Below are 16,104 nucleotides of genomic sequence, written 5' to 3'. Positions count from 1 at the left end.
ATCGACATCAATGTTGGATGACCTGACGCCTTCGCGAGCAGGCTCGCTCCCACAGAATTCGCGTTCTCCCCGTCATTCACGGCAACACACAAATCCTTTGTGGGAGCGAGCCTGCTCGCGAAAGCGGTGCGTCAGCCACCCATGCATCAGGCAAGGAAGCGCAATATCGGCGCATCATCGAACGGGTCTGTCAGATAGTGCGCCCTGACCCCGAAAGTCGTCTGTAACCGCTCCGGCGTCAGCACGTGCAGCGGCTCGCCAAGCGCGACCAGACGCCCGCGCTCCAGCACCGCCAGGCGATCACATTTGAGCGCCTGATTGAGATCGTGCAAAGCGATCAGCGTGGTCACCGGCAGTGCGCGCACCACTTGCAGAATGCTCAACTGATGCTGGATGTCGAGGTGGTTGGCCGGCTCGTCGAGCAGCAGGATCTGCGGGCGCTGCGCCAGTGCGCGGGCGATGTGCACGCGTTGGCGTTCCCCGCCGGAGAGGCTGCGCCAGAGGCGGTTGCGCAGGTGCACGGCGTCGACGTCGACCAGCGCTTGCTCGACGATGGCGTCATCGGCGGGCGACCACGGTTGCAGCGCCGACAACCACGGCGTCCGCCCCAGCGCCACCGCGTCGAACACGCGAATGCCATCGTCGGTATCGGCCTGTTGCTCAACCACCGCGAGCGTCTGCGCGATAGTGCGCCGCGACATCTTGCCCAGCGTCCGACCGTCGAGCTGCACCTGACCTGCGCTCGGTTCGCGCAGGCCAGCGAGCAGTTTCAGCAGAGTGGATTTCCCCGAACCGTTCGGCCCGACAATGCCCAGGGTCTCGCCGCGCTGAACGTCGATGCTGACACCGTTGAGCAACTCGGCACCGCGCACCTTGAAGCTCAACCCAGCACAGCTCAGAACCGTGTTCATCGCGCCGATCTCCGGCCCACCAGAATCAGCGCGAACACTGGCGCGCCGACCAGCGCAGTGATCACGCCGACCGGGATCACCTGACCCTTGATCAGGGTGCGCGACAGCACATCGGCGGCGATCAGAAACACCGCGCCGCCCAGCGCACTGGCGGGCAACAGACGCGCATGGCCGGTGCCGAGCAACAACCGCGCGGCATGGGGAATCACCAGACCGACAAAGCCGATCGAGCCGACAATCGACACCATCACCGCCGTCACCAGCGCGGCGCAGCCAATCAACAGAATCTGCACACGTCGCACTGGAATGCCGAGAGACGCCGCCGAGTCCGCACCAAAGGTGAACGCATCCAGCGCCCGCCGATGCCACAGACAAACAACCAACCCCAACACCGCCACCGGCACCGCCAGCCACACCGACGGCCAGCGCACGCCGCCGAGATTGCCGAGCAGCCAGAACATGATCCCGCGCGCCTGTTCCGAGCTGGCCGAGCGGGTGATCAGAAAAGCGGTGAGGGCGTTGAACAGCTGCGAGCCGGCAATCCCGGCCAGAATGATCTGCCCGGTGCCGCTGGCCGAGCCGCTGACTCGCGCCAACAGGATCACCAGTGCGAAAGCGGTCACCGCGCCGGCAAAAGCACCGACCGACAATGAAATCGCCCCGGCACCGACGCCGAGCAGGGCGACCATCACCGCGCCGGTCGAGGCACCCGCGGAAATCCCCAGCAGATACGGATCGGCCAACGGATTGCGCAGCAGCGACTGCAGGATTACGCCACAGGTCGCCAGACCGGCGCCGCAGGCCGCCGCGACCAGCGCGCGGGTCAGGCGATAGTTCCAGACGATACCTTCGTCGATCGGGTCGAGCACATAACCGGCGCCCCACAGCTTGTTCGCCAGCACCTGCAACACCACGCTCGGCTCGATCGAAGTCTCACCAATGGCCACGCCGCCAATCAGCGCGACCGACAGCGTCAACAGCACCAGCAGCAAACGGATCAGGCGTCTGCTCATTGCGACAGGTCGTAGCCGTTGATGGCGCTGGCCAGTTGTTCGAGGCCGTCGAAGGTGCGCAGGCTGGCCTGCATGGCCATGGCGTCTAGGATGATGATGCGGTTGTGCTTGACCGCATCCATGTTGCGCGTCACCGGATCACTGCGCAGGAAGGCGAGTTTCTTCTGATAGTCGTCCGCCGGGAAACGTCGACGATCCATGCGCGCGATCACCAGAAATGTCGGGTTGGCCTTGGCGATGGTTTCCCAGCCGACGGTTGGCCATTCTTCATCCGACTCGACGACGTTGCGCACGCCGAGGGTGCTGAGCATGAAATCGGGCACACCTTTGTGCCCGGCCACGAAAGGCTCGATGTCCATCTCGGCGCTGGAGAACCACACCAGGGCGCTGACGTCTTTGCGCTGCTGCTTTTTCGCGGTGGCGATCGACTGCGCGAGGCTGGCTTTGAGCTGCTCATTGAGCTGCTCGCCACGCGCCTGCACATCGAAAATCGCCGCCAGTTGGCTCACGCTTTTGTAGATGCTGTCGATGCGAAACGGCGCCAGCCGCGTGCCGTCCGAACCCACGAGGTTGTCCTTGGCTTCGCAATCGGAGGGCAGCAGATAGGTCGGAATCTTCAGTTCATGAAACTGCTCGCGGGTGCCGACCGCGCCTTGCGGGCCGACCATCCATTCCAGCTCGACGGCAACCAGCTCCGGGCGTTTGGCGATCACCGCTTCGAAACTCGGCTCGTTGTCGGCGAGGCGCTCGATCCTGTCGTTCTGTGCTTTGTATGTGCCCAGCACATCGTTGAACCACAGCGAAGTGCCGACGACTTTGTCGCCCAGACCCAAGGCGTAGAGCATTTCGGTGCCGGCCTGGCCGATAGTCACCGTGCGCGCAGGTGCGTGTTGAAAGGTCAGGCTGCTGCCACAATTTTCGACGGTCAGCGGATACGCAGTCGGCGCCGCTTGCGCCAGGGCGCAAAGGCTCAGAGCGGTGAGCAGGGTGGCAACGCGGGGCAGCAGCATGGGGCAGTCTCCAAGGGAACCGTACGGGAGCGGGCGGGTACGGTTTGGAAACACACCTCGGGCGCGGTCGTGGAAACTGCGCAAGGCCGGCACGGGGAAAATGCGCACGGCACGATGTCCTTCCCGGACACCCCGCCGGTTGGTCAGTCACTGTGCCGGCAGGTCTCCTGACTGATGCGTCATCGCCACGCTCCGGCCTTCCCGGGATTCACCCAGTGGCAGTCGAGGAGCAGGCTCGGCACCTACAGTTGCGGGGGCAGTTCCGATTGATGCGTGGAGCACCTCGGATTCCCTATTAATTCCGTGTGGAAACCGGCGCGGGCATGGTAGTCGATCAGGCCGCTGATGGGGAGCCGAATCTGCTTTGGTAGGAGCTGCCGAAGGCTGCGATCTTTTGATCTGGTCTTTAACGGGCAAGATCAAAAGATCGCAGCCTTCGGCAGCTCCTACACGGGTGCGTGTTTGCGTGGCGGAGCGTTTGCAATCCGAGGGTAAGCTTGGCTAATATACGTTCCATATACACATCGTATCGGATTCATATATGGGCATCGTAAAAATCTCAGAGGACATGCACGAGAACCTGCGTATCTCCAGCAACGCCCTCAGCCGCTCGATCAACGCGCAGGCCGAGCACTGGATGCGCATCGGCATGCTCGCCGAGCTGCATCCCAACCTCGACCACAGCGCCATTTGCCGCCTGCTGATCCGCGCCGAACAGAATGGTGGGCTGGATCTGCAACAACTGACTCAGGAAGCCGTCAGCGCATGAGAAACCAGATCAAGATCAACACCCCGGCCGACATCGAAAAATCCCGCGCCGCCGGCAAACTCGCCGCCGAAGTGCTGGCAATGCTGGTGCCGCATGTGAAGGCCGGTGTGACCACCGATGAGCTGGACCGGCTGTGCAACGATTACATCGTCAATGTGCAGAAGGCGGTGCCAGCCAATGTCGGTTATCACGGCTTCCCGAAAACCGTCTGTGCGTCGGTCAACGATGTGGTGTGCCACGGGATTCCATCGGGTACGCCATTGAAAGACGGCGACATCGTCAACCTCGACATCGCGGTGATCAAGGACGGCTGGTTCGGCGATACCAGTCGCATGTATGTGGTGGGCGAGGCGACTCCCGAAGCGCAGCACCTGATCAAGACCACCTACGAAGCCATGTGCGCGGGCATCCGTGCAGTGAAACCCGGCGCAACACTGGGCGATATCGGCCACGCGATCCAGAGCCTGGCGGAGGCGGAGGGCTTCAGCGTGGTACGCGAATACTGCGGCCACGGCATCGGCAAGGTCTATCACGACGAACCGCAGATCCTGCATTACGGCTTTCCCAATCAAGGGCTGAAGCTCAAGGCCGGAATGATTTTCACCGTGGAACCGATGCTCAACGCCGGCAAACGCCATGTGAAGAACATGCCGGATGGCTGGACCGTATTGACCAAGGACGGCTCGTTGTCGGCGCAGTGGGAGCATATGGTCGCGGTGACGGAGAGCGGGTTTGAAGTGCTGACGGCGTGGCCGGATGAGATTGAAGGGTACCGGGCCATTGGCTAATACCGTGTCGCCTGCTTGCCCTCACCCTAGCCCTCTCCCAATGGGAGAGGTGACTGACCGAGGTGTTGTTGCGAGATACGCCGACGTGCGATACCGAGTCGAACTTACATTTTGAACAGCATGAAGATCGGCTCCCTTTCCCCCTCGCCCCCCGTGGGGGAGAGGGCTGGGGTGAGGGGGTAGATCCAACTGACTCAGCGCAATCAGTGAGCCCCGGCAGCCTTGTTCAAGGCGCTCTCGGTCCACTCGGTATAAACACAAGCATCCGCCGTCGCCCAGCGCACCCGTACCGGATCGCCGGCCTTGAGCGGCATGCCCGCTGCCGATAGCGCTTTCACCGTCATCGACGTCCCGCCCGCAGTCACCACGCTGCACGTCTGGCTTTCACCGAGAAACAGCACCTCCAAAACGTTCGCCGACACCTCATTCCAGCCCGCTGCCAGCGGCTCATCCAGCGCCTGCTGCGTGCTCAGCGCCAAGGCCTTTTCCGGACGCACCATCAGCAGCACATCCTGATCAGTGTGCAACCCGGACGTCAGCCGAATCGACAACGACTGGCCCTCGAAACTCGCCGCTGCATTGCCTTGCGCCTTGAGCTTGAGGAAGTTCGAATTACCCAGGAACGACGCGACAAATGCATTCGGCGGATTCTGATAAAGGTCATAACCACTGCCCAGCCCGACAATCTTGCCGTGGCTGAAAATCGCGATGCGTTGCGACAGACGCATGGCTTCTTCCTGGTCGTGGGTCACGTACACGATGGTGATACCCAGGCGTCGGTGCAGTTGGCGCAGTTCATCCTGCAAGTCCTCGCGCAGCTTCTTGTCCAGCGCGCCCAACGGTTCATCCATCAGCAGAATGCGCGGCTCGTAAACCAGCGCCCGGGCGATAGCAACACGTTGTTGCTGACCACCGGACAGTTGCGAAGGGCGGCGATGGGCGAACTGTTCGAGCTGCACCAGTTTGAGCATCGCATCGACGCGCTTTTCGCGCTCGGCCGCAGCCAATTTGCGAATGGCCAGAGGGAAGGCGATGTTGTCGCGTACCGACAGATGCGGGAACAGCGAGTAACGCTGAAAAACCATGCCGATGTCGCGCTTGTGCGGCGGCACGTTGACCAGCGACTGGCCGTTGACGAGGATCTCGCCGCTGCTCGGTGTTTCAAAACCGGCGAGCATCGACAGCGTGGTGCTTTTGCCCGAGCCGCTGGAGCCCAGGAACGTGAGGAATTCGCCGTCCTTGATGTCCAGCGAGATATTGTCGACGGCAGCGAAATCGCCGTAGTGCTTGTTCAGGTTGCGCAGGCTGACCAGGGGTTTGTCGCTCTGCTGGGATGCGTCTTTGATCACGGCACTCATGTCGTACTCCTGGGCGCTCAGGCGCTGATTTCGTTGCGCCGGCGCAGGGCGGCGGCGATCACCATGACCAACACTGACAGGCCGATCAGCAGCGTCGAAGCGACGGCGATCACCGGGGTCAGGTCCTGGCGCAGGGTGGTCCACATTTTCACGGGAAGGGTTTGCAGAGTCGGGCTTGCCATCATCACGCTGAGCACCACTTCGTCCCACGAAACGAGAAAGGCGAAGAGGGCGCCGGCGACCATCCCCGGACGAATCGCCGGGAACGTCACCTTGAACACCGCTTGCAAGCGCGAGGCACCGCAGATCACCGCCGCGTCTTCAATCGACTGATCGAACAGCTTCAGCGAGTTGATGATCGAGATGATGGTGAACGGCAGCGCGACGATCACATGGCTGACGACGAAGGCGAACATCGTCCCGGTGTAGCCGAGCTTGAGAAACAGCGCGTACACCGCCACGGCAATGATCACCAGCGGCACGATCATCGGCAGGGTGAACAGGCCGTAGAGCATCTCGCGGCCGGGGAAGCGTCCGCGCACCAGCGCAAACGCGGTCGGCAAACCGAGCGCCACAGCGCAGATGGTGGTCAGCACGGCGACCTTGAGGCTGGCGGCAGCGGCGTTCATCCAGTCGGGGTTGGAGAAGAACTGGCCGTACCATTTCAGCGTCCAGCCCGGTGGCGGGAACACCAGCCACTGCGAGGAGCCGAACGACAGCAGCACGATGAACACGATCGGCAACAGCAAGAACAGACCGATCAGCCCGGTAGTGGCGTAGAGGCCGAAACGCATGCGCCGGCTCATGGCATTGGGGGTCAGGAGCATGTCGGCTTACCTCGCGTTACTGGCGCCAACCGGGGATTCCGGTTGAAGCTTCAGGTAGAAGTAGAACAACACCAGGGTGATTGCGATCAGCAACGCGGCGCCGGCACTGGCCAGGCCCCAGTTGAGGAACGATTGCACCTGCTGAATGATGAACTCCGGCAGCATCATGTTCTGCGCCCCGCCCAGCAAAGCGGGGGTGACGTAGTAACCGAGCGACATCACGAACACCATCAAACCGCCGGACGCCAGACCCGGCCGGCACAGCGGCAGGAACACCCGGAAGAAGTTGGTCCACGGACTGGCGCCACAGATCGAGCCGGCCTGCAGGATCATCGGGTCGATGGCCTGCATGGTCGCCTGCAACGGCAGCACGATGAACGGGATCATGATGTAGCTCATGCCGATCACCACGCCGGTGAGGTTGTGCACCATCTCCAGCGGTTGATCGATGATGCCCATGGCCATCAAGGTCTTGTTGATCACGCCCGAGGCTTGCAGCAAAACCAGCCAAGAATAGGTGCGGGCGAGCAGGCTGGTCCACATCGACAGCAGCACGATGTTGAGGATCCAGCGCCCCCAGCCGCGCGGCACCAGGGTGATCGCCCAGGCCAGCGGAAAGCCCAGCAGCAGGCTGAACAGCGTCACCAGCCCGGCCACCGAAAAGGTGTTGAGCAGCACTCGCGCATAGGCCGAGTTGGCGAACAACTGTTCGTAGTTGCCGAGACCAGGCACAGGTTCCAGCACACCGCGCAACAGCAGGCCAATCAAGGGCGCGAGAAAGAACAGGCCGAGGAACAGCAGCGCCGGGACGAGGTTGCCGGCGCCGCGCCAGCGTTGCTTGAAAGTCGAACCGGCAGCGCCGGCGGCGCTCCCGGTGGCAGTGGAGGGACGAGGCGCAGTGGCCGCGATTTTCATTTGACCAGCCATTCGTTCCACCGTGTCGCGATAGCCGGACCGTTCTTGGCCCAGTAAGCGAAATCAAGGGTGATCTGATCCTTGGCGTAAGCCGTCGGCAGGTTGGGGGCCAGCGTCGAATCCAGACGCTCCACACTGTCGAGGTTGACCGGCGCGTAGGCGGTCAGGTTGGAGAAGTCGGCCTGGCCTTTGGCGCTGCTCGCATTGGCGAGGAACTTCATCGCCGCATCTTTGTTTTTCGAGCCTTTGGGAATGACCAGAATGTCGGCCATGACCAGGTTCTGCTTCCAGCTCACGCCGACCGGTGCGCCGTCTTCCTGCAGGGCGTGCACACGGCCATTCCAGAACTGGCCCATGCTCGCTTCGCCGGACGCCAGCAGTTGCTGCGACTGCGCGCCGCCGCCCCACCAGACGATGTCTTTCTTGATGGTGTCGAGTTTCTTGAAGGCGCGATCCAGATCCAGCGGGTAGAGCTTGTCAGCCGCAACGCCGTCGGCCAGCAGCGCCAGTTCGAGCACGCCGGGGCTTGGCCATTTGTACAGGGCGCGCTTGCCCGGGTAGGTCTTGGTGTCGAACAGCGCGCTCCAGTCCTGCGGCTTGTTGGCGCCGAGCTTGCCTTCGTTGTAGCCGAGGACAAAGGAGAAGAAGAACGAACCGACGCCGTGATCGCTGACAAAGCGCGGGTCGATCCTGTCGCGCTGGATCACTTTGAAATCGAGGGGTTCGAGCAGGCCTTCGGCAGCGGCGCGCAGAGCGAAGTCGGCTTCGACATCGACCACGTCCCACTGCACGTTGCCGCTTTCGACCATGGCTTTGAGTTTGCCGTAGTCGGTGGGGCCGTCCTGGACGACGGTGATGCCGCTGGCCTTGCTGAACGGATCGGCCCAGGCCTGTTTCTGCGCATCCTGGGTGCTACCGCCCCAGCTGACAAAATTCACGCTTTCGGCAGCCATTGCAGCCTGGCCGGTAACGCTGAGCAGTCCCGCGAAAAAGATCGCGGTTGCAGCTTTGTTCAACACCATGTTCACGCCCTCATTGTTGTGTTTTTGAGCGGGCCTTGCGTTGTTGCCCGCCTGTCGGGAGCAGTAGCTGGACGGTTTTTCAGGTCGCCCGGTCTATGGAATATCATATTATGGTATTCCAAACTTTGTGCAAGCACTTTGCCTTACCGGTTATCTGGCGGATCTGTTTTTTTGATGAGTTCAGGACAATGGATTTGAAATGCAAAACCCTTGTGGGAGCGAGCCTGCTCGCGAAGCGGTGGATCATTCAACATTCAAGTCGACTGACACATCGCTTTCGCGAGCAGGCCCGCTCCCACATGGGGTTTGTGCTGGGCTCGGGTTATTCAGTGAACGGAATGCTCTCAACCACCTCAAGGTCATACCCGGTCAACCCCGCATACTTCAGCGGCGGACCGAGGTGGCGCAGCTTGCCAACCCCAAGGTTCTGCAGAATCTGCGCCCCCGTCCCGACCTCGGAATAAATCCGCGATTGCGAACGGCTGAACTGCCGTGGCGGTTGGGTCAGCTGCGGCACGCGTTCGAGCAACGCCTGCGACGATTCATGGTTGGCCAGCACCACCACAACTCCATGACCTTCCGCCGCGACCCTTTGCAGCGCCGCCCATAGCGTCCAGTTTGTCGGCCCGCTGTACTCGGCCCCGACCAGATCGCGCAGCGGATCGATCACATGCACGCGCACCAGCGTCGGCTCTTCGCGGCGCAGGTCGCCCATGACCATCGCCATGTGCACACCGCCTTCGATGCGATCCTCGAAGGTGATCAAACGGAACGTGCCATGCACCGTCGGCAGCTCACGTTCGCCGATGCGTTCGATGGTGTGCTCGGTGCTCAGGCGATAGTGGATCAGGTCGGCGATGGTGCCGATCTTGATCCCGTGCTTGCGTGCGAACTGCTCCAGATCCGGGCGGCGGGCCATGGTGCCGTCGTCGTTCATCACTTCGACAATCACCGAGGCGGGGGTGAAACCGGCCAGACGCGCCAAGTCGCATCCGGCCTCGGTGTGCCCGGCGCGGGTGAGCACGCCACCTTCCTTGGCGCGCAGCGGGAAGATGTGGCCGGGCTGCACCAGGTCTTCGGCGCGGGCATTCGGCGCGACGGCGGCGGCAACAGTGCAGGCCCGATCTCCTGCAGAAATGCCGGTAGTCACGCCAACCGCCGCTTCGATCGACACGGTAAACGCCGTGCTGAACACGCTGCCATTGGCGGGTACCATTTGCTCCAGGCCCAGACGCTGGCAATGTTCGTCGGTGAGGGTCAGGCAGATCAGCCCGCGTGCTTCGCGGGCCATGAAGCTGATAGCCTCCGGCGTGCAGCGATCGGCAGCCAGCAGCAGGTCGCCTTCGTTCTCGCGGTCTTCGTCATCGACCAGCAGGACCATTTTGCCGAGGCGATAATCTTCGATGATTTCTTCGATGCTGTTGAAGGCCATGCTGGACTCTCAGGGTTCGTTGGAAATATATTGGTATACCGTAATACAAAATCAACAAAGAGGTCACTATGAAGGCGTACTGGATTGCACATGTGGATATAGCCGATGCCGAGCACTACAGCCAATACACCCAGCGCACCCCGCAGGCGATTGCCGCATTCGGCGGCAAGTTTCTCGCCAGAGGCGGGCGCAGCGAAGCGCTGGAAGGGCGGCAGACGCCACAGCGCACCGTGATCATCGAGTTCGCGAGCTACGAACAGGCCGTGGCGTGCTATCGCTCGGCGGCGTATCAGGAGGCGAAAAGTTACCGCGAAGAATGGGCGAGGGCGGAGATCATCATCGTTGAGGGCGTTGCCCCGAACTGAGCCACACCACCATCCTATGTGGGAGCGAGCCTGCTCGCGAATGCGTTCGAACATTCAACATTTGTATTGACTGACACGACGCCTTCGCGAGCAGGCTCGCTCCCACAGGTTTTGTGTTCAGGCAAATGTCAGCGCATGAAATGGATCTTGCCGCTGTCATCATTGCCCATGTAAATCCCGTAAACCCCAGCCTGGCGCTCTTCGATATAGCGCTCGAGAATCTGCCGGATCGCCGGGTAGTAGATCTGCTCCCACGGAATCTCTTCCGGGGCGAAGAACTTGTAATCCATGGTCTCCGGTCCGTACTGCCCGGTGATTTCCAGGGCGATGGCGCGGAAGATGATGTACACCTCGCTGATCTTCGGCACGCTGAAAATCGAATACGGCGAGACGATTTCCGCGCGCACGCCGCTTTCTTCCCAGACTTCACGCAGCGCCGCCTGCTCGGTGGTTTCACCGCTTTCCATGAAACCGGCCGGCAGCGTCCAGGTGCCCGGGCGCGGGGGGATCGCCCGTTGGCACAGGAGGTATTTGCCGTCCTGCTCGATGATGCAGCCGGTAATGATCTTCGGATTGACGTAGTGGATATAGCCGCAGCCGCGGCACATCAGGCGCTCGTGCGTATCGCCCGGCGGCGTCTGCTGACCGAGGTCAGGGCCACCGCATTTCGGGCAAAAGCTCGGGCTGAACATGTCATTGACCTATGCGGGGTTCTTTCAGCGCGATCGGCAGGGTGATCGCCGGGGTGCCTTTGACGGCGACGCCGGTTTCTTCCTGTTTGCGCTTGAGGTAATCGAGGGCCACGGCGGCGGCCGCGCGGACGTGATCGACACACGCCTGATGCGCCGCCAGCGGATCGCCGCTCTTGATCGCCTCGACCATTTTTTCCATCTCGTGATTGCTTGCACCGCGCCGGTTTTCCTGGGACACCGAGGTCGCGCGCAGATAGCTGATGCGCGCCTGCAACTGGCGCAATTGCGTGGCGGCGACATGGTTGCCCGAGCCTTCGAGCAGCACGTCGTAGAAGCCCTGCACCGAGTCGATCACCTGTTGCAGCTCGCCATCCTTGAGCGCCTTGCGGTTGTCGTCGAGGGCTTTTTCCAGCGCCTTGATGTCCTTGGCTTTGGCACGCAGGGTGAACAACTGCACGATCAAGCCTTCGAGCACGCAACGCAATTCGTAGATATCGACGGCATCGGCGAGGGTGATGATGGCCACGCGCGGGCCTTTGGCGTCGGCGAATTCGACGAGACCTTCTGATTCAAGGTGACGCAAGGCTTCGCGCACCGAAGTGCGGCTGACGCCGAGGCGATCACAGAGGTCGCGTTCGACCAGACGATCGCCTGGCATGAGCTGGAAATTCATGATCGCGCTACGCAGTTTGTCCAGCACGATTTCGCGCAGGGTAACGGGGTTGCGATTGACCTTGAAGCTGTCGTCGAGTGGCTGGCGTTTCATGGGGTCCGCTCTTGAGCTTGGCTGTCCATGCCAGACGGGCATCAAAACAGCCGAGGGTTAACTGGAGGCCTCGGCGTCGGCTTCGGCAAAGGCTTCACGGGCCAGCCGGAAACTGTCCACGGCCGCCGGAACGCCGCAATAAATGCCGACCTGAAGCAGAATTTCGCGTATTTGCTCACGACTCAGGCCGTTACGCAAGGCGCCACGCACATGCAGCTTGAGTTCATGCGGGCGGTTGAGCGCCGAGATCATCGCCAGGTTGATCATGCTGCGCTCCTTGAGCGACAGACCCTCACGCCCCCAGACATGGCCCCAGCAGTATTCGGTGACCATTTCCTGCAGCGGACGGGTGAAATCGTCGGCGTTGTCTATCGAGCGCTGCACGTAGGCTTCGCCCAATACCTGCGTACGGATCTGCAGACCTTTTTCGTACTTTTCGTTACTCATATTCTTTGCCTCACCTCAATCCCTGTGGGAGCTGGCTTGCCAGCGATAGCGGACTATCAGCCAACATCAATGTTGAATGTTAAGCCCTCATCGCTGGCAAGCCAGCTCCCACAGGGTTTTGCATTGTCGCTTCAGGCCAGAGTCGGCAACGGGCCGAGCTTGCCTTTGTGATAAATCATCGGCGTCACCGGTTGCTCGGGCAGGATCAGGTTCTTCACTGCGCCGACAATGATCGCGTGATCACCGCCGTCGTATTCACGCCATAACTCGCACTCGATGATCGCCGTCGCCTTGGCCAGAATCGGGTTACCGAGTTCGCTCAAATGCCACTCGATGCCCTTGGCCTTTTCCTTGCCCTTGCCGGCGAACGCGTAGGCTTCGGCGGTCTGCTCGGCGGAGAGCAAATGGATGGCGAATTTCTTGCTGTCGCGCAGTACCGGGTAGGTGTCGGAGGCGTAGTTGGGGCAGAACAGCACCAGCGCCGGGTCGATCGACAGCGCGCTGAACGCGCTGGCGGTGATACCGACGATGCCGCCGTCCGGGTCGAGGGTGGTGACCACCGTGACGCCGGACGGGAACGAGCTCATGACGTCTTTGTAAATGCCGGGTTCGATCATTTCGCAGGACTCCTAGCGCATCACAAACGGATCAGGCATCGGCGCCTGGGAGAGGTTGATCCACACCGTTTTCAGTTCGGTGTAGGCCAGCACCGAGTCGATGCCGCTTTCGCGTCCATAGCCACTGTTCTTGAAGCCGCCGATCGGCGCCATCGCCGACACTGCGCGGTAAGTGTTGACCCAGATAATCCCCGAGCGCACATCGCGGGCCAGACGATGGGCGCGACCGAGATCGCGAGTCCAGATGCCGGCGGCGAGGCCGAACTGCGAGTCGTTGGCGATCGCCAGCGCTTCGGCTTCGTCTTTGAAACGAATCACCGAAGCCACCGGGCCGAAGACTTCTTCCTGCATGATCTTCATCGAATTGCGGTCGCACTCGAATAGCGTCGGCTCGTAGAACCAGCCTTCACCGAGATCCGCCGGACGCTTGCCACCGGTGCGCAAACGCGCGCCTTCGGCGATCGCATCGGCGACCAGACCTTCGACCACCGCCAGTTGCTGCGCGGTGGCCATCGGCCCCATTTCACTGTTGTCTTCCTGTGGGTTGCCGATGCGGATGCGCTGGGCGCGCTCGACCAGACGATTGACGAATTCATCGTAGATTTCATCCTGCACCAGCAAGCGCGAACCAGACACGCAACTCTGCCCGGACGCTGCGTAGATCCCGGCAATCGCGCCGTTGATCGCGCTGTCCAGGTCGGCGTCGGCGAAGATGATATTCGGCGACTTGCCGCCCAGTTCCAGCGACAGCTTGGCGAAATTCTCGGCGCTGCTGCGCACCACATGCCGTGCCGTCGCCGCGCCGCCGGTGAAGGCGATCTTGCGGATCAGTGGATGGCGGGTGAGGGCGGCGCCGGTGCTCGGGCCGTAACCGGTGACGACGTTGACCACGCCCGGCGGAATCCCGGCTTCGAGGGCCAAGCGTGCCAGCTCAAGAATGGTCGCCGAGGCGTGCTCGGACGGCTTGATCACAATCGTGTTGCCGGCGGCGAGGGCCGGGGCCAGTTTGATCGCCGTCAGGTACAGCGGGCTGTTCCATGGAATGATCGCGGCGACCACACCCATGGCTTCGTGCACGGTGTAGGCAAACAGGTCGGGCTTGTCCAACGGCAGGGTGCCGCCTTCAAGCTTGTCGGCGAGGCCTGCGGTGTAGTGGAAGAACTCCGGCAGATAGCTGACCTGGCCACGGGTTTCGCGGATCAGCTTACCGTTGTCGCGGCTTTCCAGCTGCGCCAGGTGTTCCTTGTTTTCTGCGATCAGATCACCGAGGCGGCGCAGCAGTTTGCCGCGCGCAGTGGCGGTCAGACCACGCCACGCCGGGCTGTCGAAGGCCGTTTGCGCCGCTTGCACGGCGCGTTCGACGTCCGCTTCATCGGCGTCGGGCAATTGCGCCCAGGCTTGCGCGGAGGCCGGGTTGAGGCTTTCGAAGGTCTTGCCGGAGAGGGCGTCGACCCAGTCTCCGCCGATGCACATCTGGAAGCGTGCGAGTGTCATGCAACGATCCCCTTTATATGGTTTTGTCGGGAGTGTGCGAATTGAAGAAATTCCAGCAGCATCTGATTAACCAGACGTGGCGACTCTACCGGCATCATATGCCGTTGCTCGGGCAGCACGGCAACCTTCGCAGCGGGGATGCGTCGGGCCAGTTGCTCGGCCATTTCCGGCGTCGAGCCGGGGTCGAGTTCGCCGGTGGCGATCAGCGTCGGCGCCTGAATGCTGTTCAGGTCGTCGGCGCGGTACATGTCCTGGGTGGCGAACAATTCGTAGGTGGTCAGATAGCCCTGCGGATCGTTGTTGGCCAGAGTCTGGCGCAACGCGGCGATCTGCGCCGGGTTGGCCGCCTGATATTCACGGCTGAACCAGCGCGACAACGCCGCTTCGGCATTGGCGTCCGGGCCGTGTTCGGCAGCCTGGGCAGTGCGGGCAATCACGCCGGCACGCTGTTCTTCGCTGCGGTTGAAAACGCTGTTCAACACCACCAGGCTTTGCAGGCGCTCCGGGTAATGCAGGGCGAAGGCCCGCGCGACCAGGCCGCCCATGGAGAAACCGATCACCGCTGCCTGGGGCAGATTCAGGTGATCGAGCAGCTCGAGCAACTGATCGGCGTAACCGAGCAGGTCGGTGCCGCTGGCCGGGCGCGGGCTGGCGCCGTGGCCGAGCATGTCGTAGGCGATCACTTGGTACTGGCTGGCGAGGCCGACAATCTGCCCGCCCCACATTTCTTTGTTCAGGCCCACGCCGTGGATCAATACCACGGGCTGGCCTTGGCCGGTCGCCAGGTAACTGGTGCCAGCCGGGGTGAGTTCAGCGGTGAGCCGAATCATGGAGCGCTCCTGCAATGCCTTTCTTGTTGTGATTACTGGGCTTTTTCGGCAGCCAGTTCTTCCAGATCGATGTAGCGGTTGCCGATGCGCGGGTGCAGGCGGCCACCGTCGGCGCAACCGAGCACGACGACGATTTCGTCGGCACGAGGCGCGTCTTCGATCTGCATTTCCAAGGTGATGTAGTGCGAACGCAGGCCTTCGTCGTCCTTGTGCATCATCGGGATCTGAATTGAAGTGCCCGGGCCGCCGCGCTTGTTGGTAAAGCTCAGGTAGCTCTTGGCTTTTACCGCTTCGCGATAGTGGTTACCGAAGCGCAGGGTGTGGATCACCGCCGACGCGTGCTCGATCTCGCCATCAGCGCCGACCACCGCCGCTTTGCCGTACGCCTCGATCTTCTCGGCACCGCCGATGATGCCGACCAAGCGTTCGACCATCATTGCGCCGAGGTCGGAGCAGTTGGCGCGGATCTGCGGCTTGAGGTCTTCGACAAAACCGTTGCCCACCCACGGGTTCTTCATCACCACGGCGAGGCCGACCATGGTCACCGGCTTGTCAGTAGCCTTGCCGCCTTCGATGAAGGTTTCTTCGACATAGCTGACGATCTTGCGAATTTCGAAACTCATGAGCTGCTCCGTTGGGGGATTGAGAGTGTCTGTGCGTCTGATGGTATACCATAATACCGATCCTGCAAGTCCCCTCCGCAACAATTGTGTCATCCATCCTACGAATGGCTGCGCATTCACCCTTTGTCGCAAAACCAACCATCACTACAAACCCTGTGGGAGCGAGCCTGCTCGCGAAAGCGGTGGGTCAGCCAATAAACAGGGTGACTGATACACCGCATTCGC

17 protein-coding genes, 1 pseudogene and 1 riboswitch are annotated in these 16,104 nt (G+C 61.7%); of the genes and pseudogenes, 3 read left to right on the top strand and 15 right to left on the bottom strand.

What is annotated here, in order from left to right; genetic code table 11:
• Positions 1 to 146 precede the first annotated feature (146 nt).
• The 3 genes and pseudogenes from AB4O45_RS01750 to AB4O45_RS01740 all read right to left on the bottom strand — a co-directional run.
• Positions 147 to 815: pseudogene (locus tag AB4O45_RS01750) on the bottom strand (ABC transporter ATP-binding protein); the annotation flags it as partial.
• Between the two features lie 92 nt (positions 816 to 907).
• Positions 908 to 1,924 (bottom strand): FecCD family ABC transporter permease, encoded by a 1,017-nt coding sequence (locus AB4O45_RS01745; protein WP_041480056.1) that lies wholly within the window; start codon positions 1,922 to 1,924, stop codon positions 908 to 910.
• Positions 1,921 to 2,934, bottom strand: a complete 1,014-nt coding sequence (locus tag AB4O45_RS01740) for an ABC transporter substrate-binding protein (protein WP_256810085.1) — start codon at positions 2,932 to 2,934, stop codon at positions 1,921 to 1,923. The genes AB4O45_RS01745 and AB4O45_RS01740 overlap by 4 nt, the downstream gene beginning before the upstream one ends.
• A gap of 140 nt (positions 2,935 to 3,074) precedes the next feature.
• A riboswitch (cobalamin riboswitch) is annotated at positions 3,075 to 3,266 on the bottom strand.
• Positions 3,267 to 3,475: 209 nt separating this feature from the next.
• On the opposite strand from AB4O45_RS01740, the gene AB4O45_RS01735 reads away from it, so the two are divergent.
• Positions 3,476 to 3,703 (top strand): ParD-like family protein, encoded by a 228-nt coding sequence (locus tag AB4O45_RS01735; RefSeq protein WP_007918027.1) that lies wholly within the window; start codon positions 3,476 to 3,478, stop codon positions 3,701 to 3,703.
• The gene (gene map / locus AB4O45_RS01730; RefSeq protein ID WP_122704021.1) at positions 3,700 to 4,491 is read left to right on the top strand and encodes a type I methionyl aminopeptidase; all 792 of its coding nucleotides are present in this window, start codon (positions 3,700 to 3,702) and stop codon (positions 4,489 to 4,491) included. The genes AB4O45_RS01735 and map overlap by 4 nt, the downstream gene beginning before the upstream one ends.
• 203 nt (positions 4,492 to 4,694) lie before the next feature.
• Here map and AB4O45_RS01725 read toward each other — a convergent pair whose 3' ends face one another.
• The 5 genes from AB4O45_RS01725 to ribBA form a co-directional block, all read right to left on the bottom strand.
• Complete coding sequence (locus AB4O45_RS01725) at positions 4,695 to 5,849, bottom strand: ABC transporter ATP-binding protein (RefSeq protein WP_460160997.1); 1,155 nt, start codon at positions 5,847 to 5,849, stop codon at positions 4,695 to 4,697.
• 17 nt (positions 5,850 to 5,866) lie between these two features.
• Positions 5,867 to 6,676, bottom strand: coding sequence for an ABC transporter permease (locus tag AB4O45_RS01720; protein ID WP_007918021.1), 810 nt, complete (start codon positions 6,674 to 6,676; stop codon positions 5,867 to 5,869).
• A 6-nt stretch (positions 6,677 to 6,682) separates the two neighbouring features.
• Positions 6,683 to 7,591: an ABC transporter permease gene (locus AB4O45_RS01715; protein ID WP_041480060.1), complete on the bottom strand. Its 909-nt coding sequence runs from the start codon at positions 7,589 to 7,591 to the stop codon at positions 6,683 to 6,685.
• On the bottom strand, positions 7,588 to 8,613 hold the full coding sequence (locus AB4O45_RS01710) for an ABC transporter substrate-binding protein (protein ID WP_016775018.1): 1,026 nt from the start codon (positions 8,611 to 8,613) through the stop codon (positions 7,588 to 7,590). The genes AB4O45_RS01715 and AB4O45_RS01710 overlap by 4 nt, the downstream gene beginning before the upstream one ends.
• Before the next feature lie 322 nt (positions 8,614 to 8,935).
• The gene (ribBA, locus tag AB4O45_RS01705; RefSeq protein WP_460160996.1) at positions 8,936 to 10,045 is read right to left on the bottom strand and encodes a bifunctional 3,4-dihydroxy-2-butanone-4-phosphate synthase/GTP cyclohydrolase II; all 1,110 of its coding nucleotides are present in this window, start codon (positions 10,043 to 10,045) and stop codon (positions 8,936 to 8,938) included.
• A 68-nt stretch (positions 10,046 to 10,113) separates the two neighbouring features.
• Between ribBA and AB4O45_RS01700 the strand changes: the two genes are divergently transcribed.
• A complete protein-coding gene (locus AB4O45_RS01700; protein WP_460160995.1) occupies positions 10,114 to 10,410 on the top strand; it encodes a DUF1330 domain-containing protein in 297 nt (98 codons plus the stop codon).
• 128 nt (positions 10,411 to 10,538) lie between these two features.
• On the opposite strand, the gene AB4O45_RS01695 is transcribed toward AB4O45_RS01700, so the two are convergent.
• From AB4O45_RS01695 to AB4O45_RS01665, 7 genes are all read right to left on the bottom strand, one after another.
• Complete coding sequence (locus AB4O45_RS01695; protein ID WP_460160994.1) at positions 10,539 to 11,102, bottom strand: NUDIX hydrolase; 564 nt, start codon at positions 11,100 to 11,102, stop codon at positions 10,539 to 10,541.
• A gap of 1 nt (position 11,103) precedes the next feature.
• Positions 11,104 to 11,868, bottom strand: coding sequence for a GntR family transcriptional regulator (locus tag AB4O45_RS01690; RefSeq protein ID WP_042606770.1), 765 nt, complete (start codon positions 11,866 to 11,868; stop codon positions 11,104 to 11,106).
• 57 nt (positions 11,869 to 11,925) lie between these two features.
• Positions 11,926 to 12,315 carry a carboxymuconolactone decarboxylase family protein gene (locus AB4O45_RS01685; RefSeq protein WP_039763896.1) on the bottom strand — a complete coding sequence of 130 codons (390 nt, stop codon included), beginning with the start codon at positions 12,313 to 12,315 and terminating at the stop codon, positions 11,926 to 11,928.
• Between the two features lie 131 nt (positions 12,316 to 12,446).
• On the bottom strand, positions 12,447 to 12,932 hold the full coding sequence (locus AB4O45_RS01680) for a flavin reductase family protein (protein WP_056789390.1): 486 nt from the start codon (positions 12,930 to 12,932) through the stop codon (positions 12,447 to 12,449).
• A gap of 12 nt (positions 12,933 to 12,944) precedes the next feature.
• Complete coding sequence (locus AB4O45_RS01675) at positions 12,945 to 14,426, bottom strand: aldehyde dehydrogenase (protein ID WP_056789392.1); 1,482 nt, start codon at positions 14,424 to 14,426, stop codon at positions 12,945 to 12,947.
• Positions 14,423 to 15,256 (bottom strand): alpha/beta fold hydrolase, encoded by an 834-nt coding sequence (locus tag AB4O45_RS01670; protein ID WP_315434756.1) that lies wholly within the window; start codon positions 15,254 to 15,256, stop codon positions 14,423 to 14,425. The genes AB4O45_RS01675 and AB4O45_RS01670 overlap by 4 nt, the downstream gene beginning before the upstream one ends.
• A 32-nt stretch (positions 15,257 to 15,288) precedes the next feature.
• A complete protein-coding gene (locus AB4O45_RS01665; RefSeq protein WP_007968626.1) occupies positions 15,289 to 15,879 on the bottom strand; it encodes an amino acid synthesis family protein in 591 nt (196 codons plus the stop codon).
• Positions 15,880 to 16,104: the final 225 nt, after the last annotated feature.

Source organism: Pseudomonas sp. S2_B10 (genome assembly GCF_054668425.1).
Note: the sequence above shows the minus strand (reverse complement) of the source record. Positions and strands in the feature narration are given on the sequence as shown.

Bases quoted from the DNA above. Each gene is read 5' to 3' on its own strand.
- AB4O45_RS01665 (WP_007968626.1), bottom strand. From the start codon at position 15,879: ATGAGTTTCGAAATTCGCAAGATCGTCAGCTATGTCGAAGAAACCTTC.
- ribBA (WP_460160996.1), bottom strand. From the start codon at position 10,045: ATGGCCTTCAACAGCATCGAAGAAATCATCGAAGATTATCGCCTCGGC.
- AB4O45_RS01675 (WP_056789392.1), bottom strand. From the start codon at position 14,426: ATGACACTCGCACGCTTCCAGATGTGCATCGGCGGAGACTGGGTCGAC.
- AB4O45_RS01710 (WP_016775018.1), bottom strand. From the start codon at position 8,613: ATGGTGTTGAACAAAGCTGCAACCGCGATCTTTTTCGCGGGACTGCTC.
- AB4O45_RS01670 (WP_315434756.1), bottom strand. From the start codon at position 15,256: ATGATTCGGCTCACCGCTGAACTCACCCCGGCTGGCACCAGTTACCTG.
- AB4O45_RS01715 (WP_041480060.1), bottom strand. From the start codon at position 7,591: ATGAAAATCGCGGCCACTGCGCCTCGTCCCTCCACTGCCACCGGGAGC.
- AB4O45_RS01685 (WP_039763896.1), bottom strand. From the start codon at position 12,315: ATGAGTAACGAAAAGTACGAAAAAGGTCTGCAGATCCGTACGCAGGTA.
- AB4O45_RS01690 (WP_042606770.1), bottom strand. From the start codon at position 11,868: ATGAAACGCCAGCCACTCGACGACAGCTTCAAGGTCAATCGCAACCCC.
- AB4O45_RS01725 (WP_460160997.1), bottom strand. From the start codon at position 5,849: ATGAGTGCCGTGATCAAAGACGCATCCCAGCAGAGCGACAAACCCCTG.
- AB4O45_RS01700 (WP_460160995.1), top strand. From the start codon at position 10,114: ATGAAGGCGTACTGGATTGCACATGTGGATATAGCCGATGCCGAGCAC.
- AB4O45_RS01680 (WP_056789390.1), bottom strand. From the start codon at position 12,932: ATGATCGAACCCGGCATTTACAAAGACGTCATGAGCTCGTTCCCGTCC.
- AB4O45_RS01720 (WP_007918021.1), bottom strand. From the start codon at position 6,676: ATGCTCCTGACCCCCAATGCCATGAGCCGGCGCATGCGTTTCGGCCTC.
- AB4O45_RS01735 (WP_007918027.1), top strand. From the start codon at position 3,476: ATGGGCATCGTAAAAATCTCAGAGGACATGCACGAGAACCTGCGTATC.
- AB4O45_RS01695 (WP_460160994.1), bottom strand. From the start codon at position 11,102: ATGTTCAGCCCGAGCTTTTGCCCGAAATGCGGTGGCCCTGACCTCGGT.
- AB4O45_RS01745 (WP_041480056.1), bottom strand. From the start codon at position 1,924: ATGAGCAGACGCCTGATCCGTTTGCTGCTGGTGCTGTTGACGCTGTCG.
- map (WP_122704021.1), top strand. From the start codon at position 3,700: ATGAGAAACCAGATCAAGATCAACACCCCGGCCGACATCGAAAAATCC.
- AB4O45_RS01740 (WP_256810085.1), bottom strand. From the start codon at position 2,934: ATGCTGCTGCCCCGCGTTGCCACCCTGCTCACCGCTCTGAGCCTTTGC.